General features: G+C 70.4%; 13 protein-coding genes. 6 read left to right on the forward strand and 7 right to left on the reverse strand.

Annotation, left to right across the window (positions count from 1 at the left end; genetic code table 11):
* The first annotated feature begins 37 nt into the window (after positions 1-37).
* Positions 38-2,806 (forward strand): DUF3857 domain-containing protein, encoded by a 2,769-nt coding sequence (locus tag HNV26_RS28585; RefSeq protein ID WP_366817044.1) that lies wholly within the window; start codon positions 38-40, stop codon positions 2,804-2,806.
* Between the two features lie 26 nt (positions 2,807-2,832).
* Here HNV26_RS28585 and HNV26_RS28590 read toward each other — a convergent pair whose 3' ends face one another.
* Together HNV26_RS28590 and HNV26_RS28595 are read right to left on the reverse strand one after the other, a co-directional pair.
* Positions 2,833-5,001, reverse strand: coding sequence for a bifunctional alpha,alpha-trehalose-phosphate synthase (UDP-forming)/trehalose-phosphatase (locus tag HNV26_RS28590; RefSeq protein ID WP_171441683.1), 2,169 nt, complete (start codon positions 4,999-5,001; stop codon positions 2,833-2,835).
* Positions 5,002-5,016: 15 nt separating this feature from the next.
* A complete protein-coding gene (locus HNV26_RS28595; RefSeq protein ID WP_171441684.1) occupies positions 5,017-6,168 on the reverse strand; it encodes a hypothetical protein in 1,152 nt (383 codons plus the stop codon).
* 68 nt (positions 6,169-6,236) lie between these two features.
* Between HNV26_RS28595 and HNV26_RS28600 the strand changes: the two genes are divergently transcribed.
* The 5 genes from HNV26_RS28600 to HNV26_RS28620 all read left to right on the forward strand — a co-directional run bounded on the left by HNV26_RS28600 (position 6,237) and on the right by HNV26_RS28620 (position 12,568).
* Positions 6,237-7,511 (forward strand): sensor histidine kinase, encoded by a 1,275-nt coding sequence (locus HNV26_RS28600; RefSeq protein WP_171441685.1) that lies wholly within the window; start codon positions 6,237-6,239, stop codon positions 7,509-7,511.
* Positions 7,508-8,860, forward strand: coding sequence for a sigma-54-dependent transcriptional regulator (locus HNV26_RS28605; RefSeq protein WP_171441686.1), 1,353 nt, complete (start codon positions 7,508-7,510; stop codon positions 8,858-8,860). Before HNV26_RS28600 ends, HNV26_RS28605 begins: the two co-directional genes overlap by 4 nt.
* A 253-nt stretch (positions 8,861-9,113) precedes the next feature.
* Positions 9,114-11,561, forward strand: coding sequence for a hypothetical protein (locus HNV26_RS28610; protein WP_171441687.1), 2,448 nt, complete (start codon positions 9,114-9,116; stop codon positions 11,559-11,561).
* Positions 11,562-11,567: 6 nt separating this feature from the next.
* Positions 11,568-12,176, forward strand: coding sequence for a hypothetical protein (locus tag HNV26_RS28615; protein ID WP_171441688.1), 609 nt, complete (start codon positions 11,568-11,570; stop codon positions 12,174-12,176).
* A 74-nt stretch (positions 12,177-12,250) separates the two neighbouring features.
* Positions 12,251-12,568 carry a hypothetical protein gene (locus HNV26_RS28620; RefSeq protein ID WP_171441689.1) on the forward strand — a complete coding sequence of 106 codons (318 nt, stop codon included), beginning with the start codon at positions 12,251-12,253 and terminating at the stop codon, positions 12,566-12,568.
* On the opposite strand, the gene HNV26_RS28625 is transcribed toward HNV26_RS28620, so the two are convergent.
* From HNV26_RS28625 to HNV26_RS28645, 5 genes are all read right to left on the reverse strand, one after another.
* Positions 12,552-14,909, reverse strand: a complete 2,358-nt coding sequence (locus HNV26_RS28625; RefSeq protein WP_171441690.1) for an arylsulfatase — start codon at positions 14,907-14,909, stop codon at positions 12,552-12,554. The two genes, HNV26_RS28620 and HNV26_RS28625, sit on opposite strands and share 17 nt — an antisense overlap.
* Before the next feature lie 193 nt (positions 14,910-15,102).
* On the reverse strand, positions 15,103-16,737 hold the full coding sequence (locus HNV26_RS28630; protein WP_171441729.1) for an FAD-dependent oxidoreductase: 1,635 nt from the start codon (positions 16,735-16,737) through the stop codon (positions 15,103-15,105).
* On the reverse strand, positions 16,728-18,224 hold the full coding sequence (locus HNV26_RS28635) for a polyamine aminopropyltransferase (RefSeq protein WP_171441691.1): 1,497 nt from the start codon (positions 18,222-18,224) through the stop codon (positions 16,728-16,730). Before HNV26_RS28635 ends, HNV26_RS28630 begins: the two co-directional genes overlap by 10 nt.
* A gap of 45 nt (positions 18,225-18,269) precedes the next feature.
* Positions 18,270-18,497, reverse strand: a complete 228-nt coding sequence (locus tag HNV26_RS28640) for a DUF350 domain-containing protein (RefSeq protein ID WP_002635242.1) — start codon at positions 18,495-18,497, stop codon at positions 18,270-18,272.
* Positions 18,497-18,658 carry a hypothetical protein gene (locus HNV26_RS28645; RefSeq protein WP_020478251.1) on the reverse strand — a complete coding sequence of 54 codons (162 nt, stop codon included), beginning with the start codon at positions 18,656-18,658 and terminating at the stop codon, positions 18,497-18,499. The genes HNV26_RS28640 and HNV26_RS28645 overlap by 1 nt, the downstream gene beginning before the upstream one ends.
* Positions 18,659-18,688 lie beyond the last annotated feature (30 nt).

Below are 18,688 nucleotides of genomic sequence, written 5' to 3' on the forward strand. Positions count from 1 at the left end.
CTGGTTATAAGAGACAGCCTCCGCCCTGCGCGCGATGGTGGAGAAGAACCCGGATGACGCCGCGCTGCGCGGCGACTACGCCCGGGTGCTGGGCTTCTTCCGCGCGTATGACGAGCGCGAGCACACCGCCAGCGCCGAGGCCGCGCGCGCCGCGGAAGAAGCCCCCAAGGACGCCCGGCTCCAACTGCTCGCCGCCCAGGCGCAGCGGGATGACCTGAACGAGCGCCGCCGCTTCCTGGAGGCCGCCGTCGCCGCCGACCCCGCCATGCCGGAGGCGCGCGTGGCGCTGGCCGACCACGAGCTGGAGCGCGGCCACCCCGAGCGCGTGCAGCCGCTGGTGGCGCCCGTGCTGGAGAAGACGCCGGATGACGTCAACGCGCGGCTGGTGCTGGCGCGCGCGCTTGAAGCCCTGGGCGAGCGCCCCAAGGCCCACGCCCTGGTGGAGGAGACGTTCCGCCTGCAGCCCCGCGTGCCTCGCGCGGTGCGCGCCGCGGCCCAGGTGTCCCGTCAGCTCGACCGTGGCCGCGAGGCCATGGACCGGATGCGCGTGGTGCTGGCGCTGCGCTTCGACGACACCGCCACGCGCCACATGCTCGCCACGATGCTGGCGGAGGCCGGCCAGGTGGAGTCCGCCCAGCGCGAGTACGCGCAGTTGGTGAAGCTCAACCCCTTCGACAATGGCTCCCGCGTGCGGCTGGCCGAGCTGAAGGCCAGCAACGGCGCGGTGGAGGAAGCCGTCGCCCTCTTCGCCGAGGCCCGCGCGCTGTCCCCGGACGAGCCGGAGGTCTACGAGCGCGAGGGCCGCGCCCTGCTGGCCGCGGGCCGCCGCGAGCCGGCGCTGGCCTCGTTCGAGCGCTCGCTGGCGCTGCGCCCGCAGAACCCGGGCCTGAAGGAGGCCCTGCGCGCCCTCAAGGGCGAGAGCACCGGCACCGGCATGCAGTACCTGGTGGACGCCCAGCCGCTGGCCAAGGAGGCGGAGGCCTACGTCCACGAGGACGCCCTCTACCTGGTGGACAACACCTACGTGCGCGTCCAGCAGAGCGGCCTGTCCAGCCGCCTGCACCAGACGGTGGTCAAGGTCTTCAACTCGCGCGGCGTGGACGCGTTCCGCACCATCCCCGTCACCTATTCGCCGGACCGCCAGGAGGTGCGCGTGCTGCGCGCCCGCGTCATCAAGGCGGATGGCTCCGTGGTGGAGAGCTACGGTGAGAACGAGCGCAACATCAACGAGCCGTGGACGGGCATGTACTACGACGCCCGCGCCAAGATTCTCTCCTTCCCCTCGCTGTCGGCGGGCGACACGCTCGAACTGACGTACCGCCTGGACGACACCGCGCAGGACAACCTCCTGTCGGACTACTGGGGTGACGTGGAGAGCGTGCAGGGCGTCTACCCGAAGGTGCGCTTCCAGTACCTGGTGGACATGCCGCAGGCACGGCCCCTGTATTGGAACAAGAGCAAGCTGACCGGCGTGGCGAGCGCGCAGGAGCCGCTGGACGCCGGCCGCGTGCTGTACCGCTGGAACGCCAGGCACGTCGCCAAGGTGGTGCCGGAGCCCGGCATGCCCGGCTGGGCGGAGGTGGCGCAGAACCTCCACGTCTCCACCTACCAGACGTGGGAGCAGGTGGGCCGCTACTGGTGGGGCCTGGTGCGTGACCAGCTCCAGCCTAACGCGGAGCTGCGGCAGACGGTGGACCAGGTGCTCCAGGGCGTGGACCGGAAGAATGAGCTGGCGGTGGTGCGCGCCATCTACAACTTCGTGGTGACGAACACGCGCTACGTGGCGCTGGAGTTCGGCATCCACGGCTTCAAGCCCTACCGCGTGGACCGGGTGCTGGCGCGCCGCTTCGGCGACTGCAAGGACAAGGCGAGCCTCATCCACTCCATGCTCCAGGTGGCGGGCGTGGAGAGCCGGCTGGTGCTGCTGCGCATGCGCAACCTGGGCTCCATTGGCGAGGAGCCCGCGAGCCTGGCGGCCTTCAACCACGCCATCGCGTACGTGCCCAAGTTCGACCTGTACCTGGACGGCACCGCGGAGTTCCACGGCGCCAACGAGCTGCCCAGCGCGGACCGGGTGGCCAACGTGCTGGTGGTGGAGCCCAACGGAAAGAGCACCTTCCTCACCACGCCGGAGGCGAAGGCCGCGGACAACGCCACGCGCATGTCGCTGGACGTGACGCTCCGCGCGGACGGCGGCGCTGAAATCACCGGCTCCAGCTCCGTGGGCGGGCAGCACGCACCCGACTACCGCCGCGCCTACCGGCCGGAGGCCACGCGCAAGTCCACCTTCGAGCGCGCCTGGGCGCAGAGCTTCCCCGGCCTCACGGTGCACGAGGTGAAGCTGAGCGACACCACGCGGCTGGATGACGACGTGGCGCTGGACTTCAAGATGAGCATCCCGCGCTACTCGGAGGTGCTGCCCAACGGCATGCGCTTCCTGCCCTTCGGCACCGGGCGCACCTACCAGCAGGCCTATGCGTCGCTGGCCCAGCGCCGCTTCGACCTGGTGATGTCCAGCCCGTGGACCAACGGCTTCCTCCTGCGCTACGCACTGCCCGCGGGCTGGACGGTGGCGGAGCTTCCCCAGGCCGTGGAGGAGACGACGAAGTTCGGCCACATCAAGCTGAGCTACCGCCTGGAGGGCGGCAAGCTGGTGGCCGAGGGCGAGGTGGCCCTCACCACCGCGCGCGTGTCCGCGGATGACTACCCCGCGTTCCGCGAGTTCCTCGGCCGCGTGGACCGCGCCTTCGGCCGCCGGGTGTTCATCCAGAACGCGGCCAACCGCACGGCGTCCTCGACGCCGTAGCGAACGCGAGCAGGCCCGCGCGGTGCTTACGGCTCCAGCAGCCCCGTCAGCAGCGCGCGGACCTCGTCCGGGCCCTTCACCCGGAACGCCGCGCGCGTGGGCTTGTTGCCCGCGTGGATGGTGAGCCCGCCGGGCGGGATGGACGCGAAGAGGTCCTCGTCCGTGCGGTCATCGCCAATGGCCACCACGAGGGCGCCGGGCGCCATGTCCTTCGTGGCCTCGCCCACCACGCGGCCCTTGTGCACGCCCCGCGGACGAATCTCCACCACCTTGTCCCCGGGGAGGATGTCCATGGAGTGCCCGGCGAACTTCTCCGCCAGGTACAGCCGCAGCTCGCGGGACTGGATGGCGCCGAACTCCGCGTCCACCAGGCGGTAGTGCCACGCCAGCGACGCGGTCTTCTCCTCCACGAAGGAGCCCGGCACGCGCGCGGAGAAGGTCTCCAGTTCGGGGCGCACGCGCTCCTTCCAGTCGAACGTCACGCCCTCCAGCATCCGCCACGCCGCCCCCGGCGTGGGGCGGGACCACAGGCCGTGCTCGGCATACAGGCCCATGTCCAGGTCGCCCAGCCACTCCTCCAACGTCTCCCTGGGCCGGCCGCTGACGATGCTCACCGAGACGCCGGGCCGGGCCACCAACTTCGCCAGCAACGCCTTCAGCGCCGCATCCGGCGCGGCCAGCTCCGGCCGGGGCGCGTAGCCCACCAGCGTCCCGTCGTAGTCCAGGAGCAGTTGCAGCCGCTCCGCCTGGCGCATCTGCGCCAGCGCCTCGGGCGCGCCCGCCTCGGGGTGCACGGTCACCGCGGGCAGCGACTGGAGCCGCTCGAGGAAGGAGTTCGTCCACCAATGCACGTCCCGCGACTTCACCTGCTTGCGCAGCGTGTGCATGCGCGCGCGGCGCTCCTCCTCCGCCATCCCCAGCGCCTTCTCGATGGCGTCCGCCATGGCGTCCACGTCGTAGGGGTTGACGATGAGCGCGCCCCCCAGGTCCGCCGAAGCGCCCGCGAACTCGCTGAGCACCAGCACGCCGTCATCGTCCGGACGCGCCGCGCAGAACTCCTTCGCCACCAGGTTCATCCCGTCCCGCACCGGCGTGACGAGCATCACATCCGCGCTCCGGTACAGCCCCACGAGCTGCCGTTCGTTGAATGAGCGGTAGAGGTAGTGCACGGGCACGTTCTGCACGGTGCCGTAGAGCCCATTGATGCGCCCCACCAGCTCGTTCACCAGCTCTCGGTAGTTGGCGTATGCCTCCACCTGGGTCCGGCTGGGCACCGTCACCTGGATGAACCGCAGGCGGCCACGCCACGCGGGCGTGCGCTCCAGCACGCGCTGCACCGCCAGGAGGCGCCGCGGGATGCCCTTGGTGTAGTCCAGCCGGTCGATGCCCAACAGGATGCGCTGCCCTTCGGAGGACCGGCGCAGGTTCGCCACCTCCTCCTGCATGCCGGGCTCGCTCGAAATCGACTCGAAGACCTGCGCGTCGATGCCCATGGGAAAGGCGCCCACGCGCACGTCGCGGCCCTCCCAGATGATACGGTCGATGTCCGTGTCCAGCCCGAGGTGCCGCAGCAGCGCTCCAGAGAAGTGCCGCACGTAGCTCACCGTGTGGAAGCCGATGAGGTCCGCGCCCAGCAGCCCCTTCAGCAGCTCACGCCGGCGCGGCAGCGTGCTGAAGATTTCCGACGACGGAAACGGGATGTGGTGGAAGTAGCCGATGCGCGCGCCGGGCAGCCGCTGGCGCAACATGCCGGGCACCAGCATGAGCTGATAGTCGTGGACCCAGATGGTGTCCCCGGGCTCGTAGTGCTTCGCCACCAGGTCCGCGAAGCGCTCGTTGACCTTGCGGTACACCTCCCAATCGCGGTCCTGGCGCGGGATGCGCTCCAGCATGTAATGGCACAACGGCCACAAGACGCGGTTGGAATAGCCTTCGTAGTAGCGGCTCACCTCGCTGGCGGACAGCGTCAGCGGCACGCAGCGCAGCTCCGCGAGCTGGGCGTCCACGCGAGCGCGTTGGCTTTCCGACAGTCGGGAGACATCCCCGGGCCAGCCAATCCACAGCCCCCCCGAGCGTTCGTGCGGACGGCGAAGGCCGGTGGCCAGGCCTCCCGCGCTGCGGACAACGGAGACAGTGTCCTTCTCCACCTTGACGGTGACAGGGAGCCGATTCGAGACGAGTAGGAGTCGGGACATAGGCCCCTACCGCATTTAGTCACTCCGTGCGGGAATGGCCATGGTCGAAACGGGCTTCATGCCAGATGGCGGCCCCTCGTGTCGGGTGGCCATCGGTGTCCAGCCCAGACGTGACAGCAGCGCGGGCTGCCGGCCCGGCTTCCACACGAAGGCATCCAGCACATAGTGCGTGGCCTGCGGCAGCGCGAGCAGCGGCACCACGAGCGACAACACGTCCGGCGGCAGCGTCATGTGGCTCTCGCCGAAGAGCGCGCCGTGTTCACGCCACACGGCCTGGTCCCACAGGAACTCCTCCGCCAGGGCCAGCGCCACCAGGAACAGCAGGAAGCCCGGCAGCCCCGCGCGCAGCAGCGCCGCCCCCGCGCCGTAGCCACCCTCCTCCAGCCGTCCGCGCGCGTAGCGGAAGAGCAGCGCGAAGTAGGGAACGCCGTGCAGCACCACGTTCATCACCGTGAACGTGAAGTCGTCTTGCGCGACGACGATGCCGCCGAACCACGCCACCCACGTCGCCACCACCAGCAGCACCTTGCCTGCTTGCACGCCCTCGCCGCGCACCACGCGCGCGCCCTGGTAGCCGGCCCACGCGAAGAGCACCCCCGCGTGAAGCCCCAGCCCCACGGTGCCCACCCACGACGGCAGGCCCGACAGGAAGTCCCCGGGCACGAACCACCAGAAGCCGCGCGGCAGGTTCGCATGCCACCAGACGACGGGCCCCAGCGTGGCGGCATAGACGGCAGCGGCATCCAGGCGCCGCTCCAGCGGGGAGACGCGCGCCTTGCGGCCATACAGCGCCACCCAGCCGTACTGCTGCCGCACGAAGTGGCTGAGCGCGACATAGGCGAACAGCGTCCAGAACGTGCCCGGCGACACCAGGTGGGCGACCACGCCCGCCATGTAGGCGGCCAGCGGCGCGCCCAGGTAGAGCCCGGGGCGGGTCCGCAGCTCGTCCGGATCCAGGTAGGTGCGGAACAGCGTGGACCAGACGTGGGCCACGTCCACGCAGACGACGAAGAGCAGCCATGCCCACAGCGGCGTGTCGCCCGCCACGCCCAGCCAGGGCGCGGCGAGCACGAAAGCCACGGAGACGAGCGCGCTGCCAGCGAAGACGGACAGGTCCACTCCCGGACTGAACAGCCAGCCCTGGGAGGGCGCGAGAAGACGAGGCATCGGAGCCATGCAGCCTACCAGAGTCTCCGCGCCAGGGACTCGGCACCGGGCCCACGTCCGGATGCGCTATGAACCGTCTCATGCACGCCGCCGCGCCCACAGACGCCCCTACGCACGGTGACAGAGTGGGCCTTGAACACGCCGCGGACCTTCCGCTGCCCCCTCCGCGCTTCCGTCGCCGGCTGCTGGCGGTGATGCTGCTCGCCGGATGGGTGCCGCTGGTGCTGCTCGGCGTGCTGGCACAAGCCGCGCTGGAGCGGGTCCTGTCGGTGTCCATCGCCCCGGTGGAGGGCGTGTTGGAAGAGGTCGCCTCGGAGCTGGCGCGGCGGGAGCTGCCACAAGACTCGCTCAACGAGGCCCGGCTCAACCTCGCGCAGGCGGAGCTGGCGCGACGAGCCCTGGTGCGCCGCGTGCCCGCCTTCATCACCGCGCTGGTACTCCTATCGGGCGCGGCGCTGACGGTGGCCGCGGTGCTGCTCGGGCGGGCCCTCACGCGTCCGGTGCGCACCCTCACGGAAGGCATGTGGGCCTATGCGCGCGGCGACCTCTCCGTGCGGCTCGCCGCCCCCGAGCCTCCGCGCGACGAGCTGCAGTTCCTCCTGGGCCAGTTCAACCGCATGGGCCAGGAGCTGCTGTCGCAGCGCGAGCGGCTCAGGTCCGCGGAGCAGATTGCCGCCTGGCAGGACGTGGCCCGCGCGCTCGCGCACGAGCTGAAGAACCCCCTCACCGCAATGAAGTTGTCGCTCGCGCGTCTGAACCGGACGGATGCGTCCACGCCCCACGACACCACCCGCATCACCGAGGCCGTGGCCCTCCTCCAGGAGGAGGTGGACCTGTTGATGCGGATGACCCAGAGCTTCTCCACCTTCGCGCGCCTGCCCGCGCCGCGCTTCCAGGACGTGCCCCTGCGCCCACTGCTGGCCGAGGTGTGCACCCTGTACGCGGGCACGTCCCCGGTGCCCGTGGAGCTTCGGCCTGGCGCGGAGGCCACGCTGCGCGCGGACCCGGATGGCCTGCGTCGCCTCTTCGGCAACCTGGTGAAGAACGCCACCGAGGCCTCTTCCGCCAGCGCCGCGCCCGTCCACGTCACACTGGAGTCGACGCAGCCGGGCACCGTGTGCGTCACCGTGGCGGATGGAGGCAGCGGCGTCCCCACCGTCCTCGAAGGCCCGGCCCTCACGCGTGGCCTCTTCAGCACCAAGCCCGGCGGCAGCGGCCTGGGCCTGCCCATCTCCCAGAAAATCGTCCACGAACACGGCGGCAGCCTGCGCCTGGAGCCCGCGCCCGGAGGCGGTACGCTCGCGCGCGTGGAACTGCCCCTCACCCCGCCACCGTCCCCATGAAGCCCGGTCCTCGCATCCTCATCGTCGATGACGACTCTGGCGTCCTCAGGGCCCTGCGCGGCCTCTTGAGCGATGAGGGCTTCACGCCCGTGGAGGCCCGCTCGGCGGCGGAGGCCTCCCAGTTGCTCGACGCGCCCGAAGGTCCCCCGGGGATGATGCTGCTCGACCTGCGCATGCCGGGCGAGACGGGCCTGGAGCTGCTCGCGCGCCTGCCCCGGCCCTTCCCCGCGCCCGTGGTGGTGCTGTCCGGAGAGGCGTCGCCCGCCGAGGCCGTGCAGGCGCTGCGGCTGGGCGCGACGGACTTCGTGGAGAAGCCGCCCTCCCCCGAGCGGCTGCTCACCGCCGTGCGTAACGCCCTGGCGCTGGGCTCGCTCCAGGAAGAGCGCGAGCGGCTGCTGGACGCGCTGGCCCGCCCCGGCCACTTGGTGGGTGACAGCCCTGGCATGGTGTCACTGCGCCAGCTCATCGCGCGCGTGGGCCCCAGCGACACCGCCATCCTCATCACCGGCGAGACGGGCACGGGCAAGGAACGCGTGGCGCGGGCGCTGCATCTCGCTTCGGGACGCAAGGGCCGGCTCGTCGCCGTCAACTGCGCGGCCATTCCCTCCACCCTGCTGGAGAGCGAGCTGTTCGGCCACGAGAAGGGCGCGTTCTCCGGTGCGCTGTCGCGGCGCGCGGGCCGCATCGAACAGGCGCACGGCGGCACGCTGTTCCTCGACGAACTGGGCGACATGCCCCTGGAGCTCCAGGCCAAGCTGCTGCGCGTCCTGGAGACGAAGGAAGTGGAGCGGCTGGGCGGCAGCCTGCCCGTCCCCGTGGATGCGCGCGTCGTCGCGGCCACGCACCAGGACCTCGCCCGCGCGGTGCAGGAGGGCCGCTTCCGGCAGGACCTCTACTTCCGCCTCAACGTGATGCCCCTCCAGGTGCCGCCCCTGCGCGAGCGGCCGGAGGATCTGCTTCCCCTGGCCCGCGCCTTCGCGGCAGAGTTCGCGGGGCCGCAGGTGCCGCTGGTGCTCGCGCCCGGCGCGGAGACCTCGCTGCGCGCATATGCGTGGCCGGGCAACGTGCGCGAGCTGCGCAACCTCATCGAGCGCCTCAACCTGCTCCGGGGTGAGGGCCCGCTCACCCTGGGCCCGGAGCTCGTCTCCGCGCCGCAGACCACCGCCGCGGCCAGCCGCCCCTCCCTGGGACAGAAGAGCTACCGCGAGCACGTGGAGGACTTCGAGCGCGAGCTCATCCGCGCGGCGCTCCAGGAAGGCGAAAGCATCGCCGGAGCCGCGCGGCTACTGCAGGTCGACCGGGGCAACCTCTACCGGCGCATCAAGGCGCTCGGACTCCCTGTCACCTGAAGCCCCGCTGGAGCGCAGCTCATCTGCCCCCGGTTTTCGGACCCGCCGCAACCACGGCCCCAGTACCGAAAGCGCCCCATGCCTCCAGGCGGGTGCCGGACGGCCGCACGCAATCGTCGCTGGCGATGTCAGTACCACATCACGGCTCGACATCCCGATGTGTCCATGACATCGACATGGCTGCTCGGCCCTCGTTCTTTCAGGCACTTGCCCGACGCCTCTGGGTGGAACGGCTCGTGCTCTCCCTGCGTGCATGAACCGCTTCGCGCTCCTCATTTGTCTCCTCCCCGCGCTCGCAGTCGCGCAGCCAGCCCCTGCACCTGAGCCGCGCTCCGACGCGCCCTCATCCGCGGAAGCCGCTCCGTCGCAAGGTGAAACGGGAAACAACCCGCAGTCGGAGCGTGCGGAAGGCGCAACCACCGCCACGGACAACCAGGAGGTTGGCGGCAAGCCACGCTCCCCCACGACCGACGCCCGAGCCGACACCCCAGCGGACGCGCAGAACTCCTGCCCCGACGACTTCGAGGACGATGACTCGGGAGACACCAGCGTTCTGGCCCCGCTTCAGCTCGCCGTGGATGGGCGCTCGCTCACGCCCGGCCGCATCGAACTGCACGGGCTTCACTGGCTGACGGATGCGCAGGTGCGCGCCTTCATCGGTGCGCCCCGTGCGGATTCAGGGGCCCTGCTGAGCGGAAGGGAAGTCCACCTGTTCCTCCGGCGGCTCGCTCGCTCGGGGCTGTTCGCCCGCGTGGAGCCGCGCGTGCGCGTGGCCGAGGCGCCGCAGCCGGCGGTCCTCGAAGTCCACCTGGAGGAGAACCCCGTCGTCTCCGCCGTGGAGGTGAACGGGCTCCAGGACCTGCAGGCCACCGAGATTCTCGAGGAGCTGCTCCGGCTCCCGCACCGGTTCCCCACCGAGGACGAAGACGAAGAGTCCTTCACCGCCACGCTGCGCGTGGACTCCCGGCGCGGCACGCTCTCCGTCGTCCGTCCCTGCCCGCCTCGCTATCCGCCCCGTGACTGGGTGGCCCGGCTGGAGCGCGGCACGCTGCACCCCGGCATCTTCCTGGGCGATGTCGCCCACGGCCTGGAGCGCACGCTGAAGCGCCTGCGTGACGACGGCTACATGCTCGCCAGCCTGTCCGCGGTGTGGTCGCCGGATGGCAAGCTGACGGTGACGGTGGATGAAGGCCGGCTCGAATCCATCGAAGTGCGCGGCGTGGACGTCGGCGTCGCCGCGCGGGTCCAGGAGGCGCTGGACCTGAAGCCTGGCACCGTGTTCCTCCGCAGTGACGCGAAGCGCGCCGTGCAGCGGCTGACCTCGCGGCTCCCCTTCCTGGAGCCCGCGAGCGTGGACGACTCCGACAGCACGCGTGCCCGGCGCGCCCACATCATCGAGACGCGCGAGCCGGACGGCACCCGCGCCTATCACACGCAGGAAACACCGCGCGCGAAGCCGCGCCACCGGGAGCAGGTGGAGTTCGAGCTGAACTGGAAGCAGCTCTCCGACTGGTGGGACGACGTGGACTCGGCCGACAGCATCACCCTCGAGGGTAAGAAGCTGGTGGTGCACCTGCGCACGCGGCGACCGGACTTCGACGTGGACCTGCTCCCGATGCACACGCAGGTGACGGGCTTCTCGCCGGGTCTTTCGGGGCGGCTGCGCCTCTGGGATGCGAAGGACCGCGCGCACGTCACCGTGGATGCCGCGCTCACCGTCCCGCTGCGGTGGGGTGGCCAATATCTGCCGGAGGACCCGGAAGGCACGCAGCGCCAGCGGCGCATCAACATGCTCGGCGGGGCGAAGCTCCAGGTTCCACGGGTGGGGCTCGCGGAGTTCGGCGCGCAGGTCTACGACTTCACCGATACGCTGGACCGGTGGCGGATGGGCGACATCGACTCGTCGCTCTACTCGGCCCTCATCAACCGGCCGGACCGCGACTACTTCCGCCGCAAGGGCCTCACGGCCTTCGCCACCTGGCGCTGGGCGGATGACTGGCTCGCGGGCGTCGAGTACCGCAGCGACCGCTACGCGTCGATGCGCAGCTTCACGCCGCCCTTCTCCCTGTTCCGGAACGACTCGGCCCCCTTCCCCAACGCGCCCGTCACCGAGGGACGCTTCGACTCCGTGGTGGTGCGCATGGAGTACGCCAGCAACGTGCCCGCCGCCGCGTCCGTGGGCTCGCTGTTCCGCACGCCAGAGACGTCGCTCTTCGACCGGGATGGCGACTGGGAGAGCCGCGCCTCGCTCCGGGGCCTGCTCACGCTGGAGGTGGGCAACGGCCCGGGGAGCGCGGGCGGTGACGCGCGCTTCTGGAAGCTGGTGAGCGACATCGCGATGGAGGTGCCCACCGGCTGGGACACCGGCCTGTCGCTGCGCGTGCGCACCGCGGGAGGCCACCGTCTGCCCGAACAGAAGCGCGAGGCCCTGGGTGGATGGACGGCGCTGCGCGGCTTCGGCTTCAAGGAGTACCGCGGCGACGTGTCCGTGCTCACCACCGCGGAGTACCGCTGGAGCGCCCTGGGCGTCTTCGCGGACCTGGGCACGGTGAAGGCGGACGACACCTGGACGGATGCACGGCTCGGCCTGGGCGCCAGCCTCCACTTCGGAGACAACGTGCGGATGGACGTCGCGTGGCGCACGGATGAGCGGGCCACCGCCACGCCCGAAGCCCGGCTGCTCTTCCAGCGGACCTTCTAAAGACGCATGGACTGGCCACGCAAATACGTGGGACGCGGGCTCGGCACGGCGCTCATCGCCGTGGCGGGCCTGCACGCCCCCACGGTCCATGCAGAGGAGCCGCGCACCACCTGCACCGCCACGTTGGCCGGACGGCGCGTCATGGTCCGTTCGGAGGCCTTCGACTTCGTCTCGCCCGAGTTGGACCGGCTGGTGCGACTGGGCATGGCGGGGAAGCTGGAGGTGGAGCTGACGCTCTGGCAACGCAACACCGTCTGGTTCGACGCGAGAATGGACACCGCCCGGCTGACCCAGGTGCTCGCCTTCTCCAAGGGCGCCTACGTGTTGGATGGACGCCCCCTGCCGGAAGGCCCCTCCTCACTGACGCTGGAGCGCGTCGCGTGGACCCTGGAACAAAGGCCCGAGCCCGGCGCGCGCTATGAAGTACGCATCAGCGTCCGCCTGCACGTCGTGACCGCCGCGAGCCTGGGCCGGGTGGCCGCGTGGCTCACGCAAGGGAAGCAAGCGCCTGGCGACGAAGGCAACACCCTCACGGGCACCGTGCTGCTTCGCTCGGTGGCCGAGGACCTCGCCCGCGGCGCCAGTGCGCGCTGTGACGTCACCCGGCCGCCCTGAGCCACGGCCGCGCCGCACATCCGTCATGAACCCATCGAGCGCCCGGCCACCAGGCCGGGGCCAGGAGTCCCGTCATGCGACGTTGGCTGTCATTGCTGTTCGCCCTGGCCGCTGGGTGCGCTCCGGCGCCAGCGCCACCCGCGTCCCCGAACCGCGGCGTCCAGGTCTTCGCGCCTCCGGGCATCGAGGCCCGGGGGAGCCGCGTCCCCGTCCTCTACGTGGAGGCGGAAAGGGCGCTGTACTTCCCCCAGGGCGTCGGAGGCGGAGGCTCACGGCACCCGGTGGTGCCCAGCCCGGCCGAGCTGCTGACCCTGGCGCGACGCACCGACATCATCATCGTCACCGTCGCCCCAGGCCAGTCCACCGCCCACGCGGCTATTGTCGCGCCATGACCGTGTTCGCCTCCGTCGCGGCGTCGTGGACGTGCTCGCCCGACACGTCCACCACCACCTCCGTCAGCGTCCCGCCCCTGAACGCGAAGGGCGGTTGGTACCGCTGACTCACCGGCGAGTTCTCGTCTCGGCCGCACGTGAGTCCCTCCCCCAGGCTGATGAGCAGCGGCATGGTCTCCGAGATGTCACTCTGCGCCACCAGGTCGCCGTTGATGAAGAGGCGCCCCCGTCCCGGCGCGCCCCGGCCCGCGGGCAGGTCGGGCGCGCCCGTGGGCTGGAACTCGAAGCGCAGCTCCGCGTGCCCCTTCGGCACGTCCACGGCGGACTCCAGGTGGAACTCCTTCTCTCCCACGAAGTTGTAGACGTAGTGCAGCTTGCCGTCCTTGACGAAGAGCGAGTACCCGCCCGTCAATCCACCGTGGCAGAGCAACACGCCCTCGACGCCGTCCTCCACCTCCACCCGCGCGGTGATGGCGTGGGCGCGGTTGAGAACGTGCACCGCCACGTTCTCCGGCGCGGGTGACGTGTTCGGCCGGTAGACGTAACGCGCCCGCTCCCGCGAAATCTGCGGCCGCTCCACGACGAAGAGCTCGCGGGATGGCGTTACCAGCGGGAGCACATCGTACCGGCCCGCCTCGACGTACCAGCGGGCAATCATCTCGATGAGCTTGTCGCGCTCCTGCGCGGCCACGTTCCGCGTCTCCGAGCAGTCCTCCGCCACGTGGTACAGCTCCCAGCCCTCCGTATCGAACTCGCGCAGCCTGGCCTCGGTGAGCTTCAGCATGCCGAACGGCTCGTGCGACTCCGTGAAGGACGGTCCGGGGAACGGGCACACCGCCCGCCACCCGTCGTGGTACAGGGCCCGGTGGCTGAACATCTCGAAGTACTGCGTGTGGTGTCGGCTCTCCGCGTCCGCGTCATGGAAGGTGTGCTTGAAGCTGACGCCTTCGATGGGTGACTGCGTGACGCCGCGAATCTCCGTGGGCGGGTCGATGCCCAGGCAGTCCAGCACCGTGGGCACCATGTCGATGGCGTGGCAGTACTGCGAACGAATCTCGCCCCGCGCCTGGATGCCTCGGGGCCAGTGGACGATGAAGGGGTCCGTGGTGCCTCCCCGGTACGTCTCGCGCTTCCACCGTTTGAAGGGCGTATTGCCCGCCCAGGCCCAGCCCCAGGGATAGTGGTTGAAGTGGCGCGGTCCGCCCAGCTCGTCCAGCGCCGCCAGGTTCTGCTCCAGCGACTCCGGCGCGTTGTTGAAGAACTTCAGCTCATTGACGGAGCCATGCAGGCCGCCCTCCGGACTGGCGCCATTGTCGGAGATGACCATGATGAGCGTGTTCTCCAGCTCCCCGCTCGCCTCCAGTGACTGGATGAGCCGGCCGATGTGGTGGTCGGTGTGCTCCAGGAAGCCCGCGAACACCTCCATCATCCGGGCGTAGAGCCGCCGTTCCTCCGGAGACAGGCTGTCCCAGTCCTGCACGTCCGGGTCATGGCGCGACAACTGGGTGCCCGGCGGCAGCACGCCAGTCTCGAGCTGACGCCGGAAGACCTTCTCGCGGTAGGCATCCCAGCCGTCGTCGAACTGGCCCTTGTAGCGGTCCGCCCATTCCCGGGGGACATGGTGGGGCGCATGCATGGCGCCGGTGCAGAAGTAGAGGAAGAAGGGCTTGTCGGGCGCCACCTGCTTGGCGTCGGCGATGAAGCCGATGGCCCGGTCCACCAGGTCCTCCGTCAGGTGATAGCCCTCCTCGGGTGTCTTCGGCGGCCGGACCTGATGATTGTCGTGAACGAGGTCGGGGTAGTACTGGTGCGTGTCGCCCCCGAGGAAGCCGTAGTACCGCTCGAAGCCGCGGCCCAGGGGCCAGCGTGAGTAGGGCCCCGCGGCGCTCGTCTGTTCCGCGGGCGTGAGGTGCCACTTGCCCACGCAGTAGGTGTTGTAGCCGTGCCCGGCCAGCATCTCGGAGATGAAGCCGTTCTCGAAGGGGATGGTGCCGTTGCGGCCGGGGTAGCCCACGGAGATTTCCGTGATTCCCGCCATGCCATTGGAGTGGTGGTTGCGGCCGGTGAGGATGCACGAGCGCGTGGGCGAGCAGAGCGCGGTGGTGTGCATGTTGTTGTAGCGCAGTCCCCCCTTCGCCAACCGGTCCAGGTTGGGCGTGCGGATGGGCGAGCCATAGCAACCGAGCTGACCGAAGCCCGTGTCGTCCAGGACGATGAAGAGGACGTTGGGCGCCCCCGGCTTCGCGCGCAGCGGCGCGGGCCAGGCAGGCGAGGACTCCTCATCCGTCCGGCCGATGACACCAGGGAATGGCGTTCCGGGAAGGTATTCCTTGAGCGACATGGTGCGGCCTCCACGAGGACGCGCGGGAATGAACGTGCCGTGGGCCCTCGTGGAGGGAGATGCACATGGGGCCAGACAATGCCCCCTGTCCTCCAGGCGGGCACGAGCAGGCGGGACACCGCATGCCGAGGGCGCTCACCGCGTCAGGGGAACGCCCCCATGGGCGCCTGGAATGGAACGCGGCAGCCGGCGACTACAGCCAGCTCACCTCACGCCGGCCCAGCTCCGCCAGCACGCGCTCCGCGGCCCGCACGCCAAACCAGTTCGCCTCTTCGAAGAGCCCCATGCCGCCCAGGTCCGAGTGCGCGAAGTGCAGCGAGCTCCCCAGGCTCTCCCCCGCGGCCTGCTTCGCCTGCCCCCACATGAAGCCCGGTGTAGGCCGCACCATGGCGTGGCCCCAGCGCTGGACCTCCAGCCGCTGCGCCTGCCCGGAGATGCCAGGGTGCGCGGGCCGCATGTCCGCCATCACCAGGGCCTCCCAGTCCGCGTAGCTGGCCGACAGCGCCTTCTCCCGCTCGGCCTTCACGTCCGCGCCGTCCATGGGCAGGTACCACGTGAGCACCGTGGGGCCCTGCTCGTCCTGGCGCAGCGTCTGGTGCGTGGCCACCACGTAACCCAGGCTGCGGCTCTCATAGAAGACGTTGTCCCAGGCCAGCGGGAAGCCCCGCGAGCGCGGCGGCGACGACAGCGTCAGGTTCGCCACCACCCACGGCCCATACGTGAAGCCACTCAGCCACGCCGGACGCTCCCGCCGCCACGGCGCCACCACGTGCGCGGCGATGAAGCGCGGACACGCCAGCACCACCTGCCGCGCCAGGAAGGCCCGGGGCTTGCCCGAGCCCGCCTCCAGCGCGTCCACACGGCAGCCGCCCTCCACGGGCTCCACGGTGTGCACCAGCACGTTGCCCTCCACCGCGCCGTTCGGCAGCGCCGACACGAGCTGCCGCACCAGCCGGCCATTGCCTTCGGGCCAGCTCAGGTAGCCCTCGCTGCGCTCCCCATTCCCGTCCTGCCGCGCGGTGAAGTACCAGATGCCAGCCCAGGCGGAGACATGCTCGGCGGTGGTCCCGAAGTCGTCGCGGCACGCGTAGTCCACCACCCACTTCAGCCGCGCGGAGCGGAAGCCCTCGCGCTCCATCCAGGCCGCCATGCTCAGCGCGTCCAGCGCCGTCCACTCGGCGTCGTCACTGGACAGGCCGGAAGGCACCGCGAAGGCCCGGCGCCCCTTCGCGTCTCGCGCGGAGGCGAAGCCGTTCATCCGCGCCTCGAAGCGCCGCAGCTCCTCCAGGTCCTCCACGCTGGCGCCCGCGTGCAGGTAGAGCCCTTCGTACCAGTGGCCCCGGTAGAAGAAGCGCTCCTCCGGCTCGTGGATGAGCAGCGACTCCTCGAAGCGCGGCCGGCCCGTGTCATCCACGTCGGTGACGGCCCCCATCTCCCGCAGCAGCCGGACGACAGGGCCCCGGTCCTCCAGCGGCGCCGGCAGGTAGTGCGCGCCCCATGGATACGCGGAGATGGCATTGCGCCCGGAGCGGGACGTGCCTCCCGGCTCCGCCTCCAGCTCCAGCACGCGGACGCCTCGCACGCCCGCGCTCGCCAGCCGCCAGGCCGCGGACAGGCCCGCCACGCCCGCGCCCACCACCAACACCTCCACGGGCTCCACGACGTCCGCGCGAGGCAGCGGCCCGCCGCGCAGCCGGTGCCCCAGCTCCACGGCCTGGTCCACCACCGCGCCGGGGACACGCTCCCGTGGCCCCGACTTCCGGCACGCACTGGCCGCCACCGCGGAACCGAGGAACGCGGCGACCAGCTCCCGCCGCGTCAGTTCCACCGCTGCCACTCCGCCTCGTAGTAGTGCACCAGCACCTGGTTGTTCAGCCGGTTCACCTCCACGGGCAAGGGCCCCATGTCCGGAGGGAACTGGGTGAGTGACGCCATCGTCGCGTCATCCAGGAAGAGCAGCCCTTCGGGCAGCGGCCGGTGCCGGGCGGGCGGCTCGTGTGCAATGAGCACGTAGCCCCACTCACCGAACGACGGCACCAGCGCGTGGTACGGCTCCGTCCAGAAGCCCGCGGCCCTGAGCGTCTTCTCCACGCACCAGAAGGAGCGCCGGGCGAACAGCGGGCTGGTGCTCTGCACCACCGCCACGCCGTCTGGCGCGATGCGCTTCTTGAGCAGCTTGTAGAACCCCGTGGTGTACAGCTTCCCCAGCGCGAAGTTGTTCGGGTCCGGGAAGTCCACCACCACCACGTCGTACTGCGCGCCGCCCTCGGTGAGGAACTGCATCGCGTCCCCGTTGACCACCCGCATCCGCGGGTCCGTCATCGCGTGGCGGTTCAGCTTCGCCAGCTCCCCGTAGTTCGTCGCCAGCCCCGTAATCATCGGGTCCAGGTCCACCAGCGTGACGGAGCGGACCTCCGGGTAGCGCAGCACTTCCCGCGCGGCCAGGCCGTCCCCACCGCCCAGGATGAGCACGTTCTCCACCTTGCCCGCGCGCACCATGGCCGGGTGCACCAGGGACTCGTGGTAGCGGTACTCGTCCAGGCTGGCGAACTGGAGGTTGCCGTTGAGGAAGAGCGAGAAGCCCCGCTTGCCGCGCGTGAGGATGATGCGCTGATACGGCGAGCTGGACGCGTGGACCACGTCATCCGCGTAGAGCTGGTCCTCGTAGAAGGTGGTGAGCCGGTCGCCCATGACGAAGCCCGCCAGCAGCAGCACCGTCAGGCCCACCGCCTTGACGCGCAGCCGCAGCGGGTTGCCCAGCAGCGGCGCCAGCAACCAGGTGCTCCACAGCGCCACCGCCGCGTTCAGCACGCCGAACAGCAGGGACGTGCGCACCAGGCCCAGCTTCGGCACCAGCAGCAACGGGAAGGCCACGCTGGCCGCGAGCGCGCCCACGTAGTCCAGCGACAGCACCTGGCTGATGAGGTCCTTGAACTTGACCTGGTCCTTCAGGATGCGCAGCAGGAGGGGAATCTCCATGCCCACCAGCGCGCCAATGGCAATCACGCTGCCGTACAGCGCCACCTGGAACAGGTCCGTCAGCGTGAAGGTGAGGAACAGCACCGGCGCGCAGATGCCGCCCAGCAGCGCCACCGCCAGCTCCACCTCCACGAAGCGCTGCGCCACCCCGCGCTCGATGTAGCGCGACAGGTAGCTGCCAATGCCCATGGCGAACAGGTAGCCGCCAATGACGGTGGAGAACTGGGTGACGGAATCGCCGAGCAGGTAGCTCGCGAGCGCCCCGACGACGAGCTCATAGATGAGCCCGCACGTCGCGATGACGATGACGGTGATGTACAGCAGCGTCTTGTTCACGGCGTCACTTCACTTCGCGCAGGCATGGGCGTGCGGCGCGCGCCTTCATCCGCTGATGGCCGCGGCCACGATGATGGCCAGACCGATGATGAAGGAACCGATGACGATGCCCACCGCCGTGTTCTGGTCGGCCTCCAGCTCCTTGTGCACGTCGAACGGCATGATGAGGCGGATGACATAGAAGCCCGCCACGAACACCGCCAATCCGATGAGCGAGTAGATGATGCTCGCCAGCACACCCTGAACGCTGACCACCACGCCAAGTAACAACATCACTTCCCTCCCATGTAGCCGCCAGTCCACAGCAGGACGCCGCCCGGCCCACGCCGGACGTTGCCCGGTACCTTGTCCCGCTCTTCCTTCGTGAAGGGGGACCAGCCCGAAATCGTCAATGCCGCGTAGCCCAGCAGCACCAGTCCTCCAAACCACTTCATGACGCGCCTCCGTCACGTTTGACGACTCAA

The organism is Myxococcus xanthus (assembly GCF_013116825.1).
Lineage (GTDB): Bacteria > Myxococcota > Myxococcia > Myxococcales > Myxococcaceae > Myxococcus > Myxococcus xanthus_B.

Excerpts from the sequence above, each read along its gene's own strand:
- HNV26_RS28610 (WP_171441687.1), top strand. The coding sequence starts at position 9,114 with ATGAACCGCTTCGCGCTCCTCATTTGTCTCCTCCCCGCGCTCGCAGTC.
- HNV26_RS28615 (WP_171441688.1), top strand. The coding sequence starts at position 11,568 with ATGGACTGGCCACGCAAATACGTGGGACGCGGGCTCGGCACGGCGCTC.
- HNV26_RS28595 (WP_171441684.1), bottom strand. The coding sequence starts at position 6,168 with ATGCCTCGTCTTCTCGCGCCCTCCCAGGGCTGGCTGTTCAGTCCGGGA.
- HNV26_RS28645 (WP_020478251.1), bottom strand. The coding sequence starts at position 18,658 with ATGAAGTGGTTTGGAGGACTGGTGCTGCTGGGCTACGCGGCATTGACG.
- HNV26_RS28640 (WP_002635242.1), bottom strand. The coding sequence starts at position 18,497 with ATGTTGTTACTTGGCGTGGTGGTCAGCGTTCAGGGTGTGCTGGCGAGC.
- HNV26_RS28620 (WP_171441689.1), top strand. The coding sequence starts at position 12,251 with ATGCGACGTTGGCTGTCATTGCTGTTCGCCCTGGCCGCTGGGTGCGCT.
- HNV26_RS28590 (WP_171441683.1), bottom strand. The coding sequence starts at position 5,001 with ATGTCCCGACTCCTACTCGTCTCGAATCGGCTCCCTGTCACCGTCAAG.
- HNV26_RS28605 (WP_171441686.1), top strand. The coding sequence starts at position 7,508 with ATGAAGCCCGGTCCTCGCATCCTCATCGTCGATGACGACTCTGGCGTC.
- HNV26_RS28625 (WP_171441690.1), bottom strand. The coding sequence starts at position 14,909 with ATGTCGCTCAAGGAATACCTTCCCGGAACGCCATTCCCTGGTGTCATC.
- HNV26_RS28600 (WP_171441685.1), top strand. The coding sequence starts at position 6,237 with ATGAACCGTCTCATGCACGCCGCCGCGCCCACAGACGCCCCTACGCAC.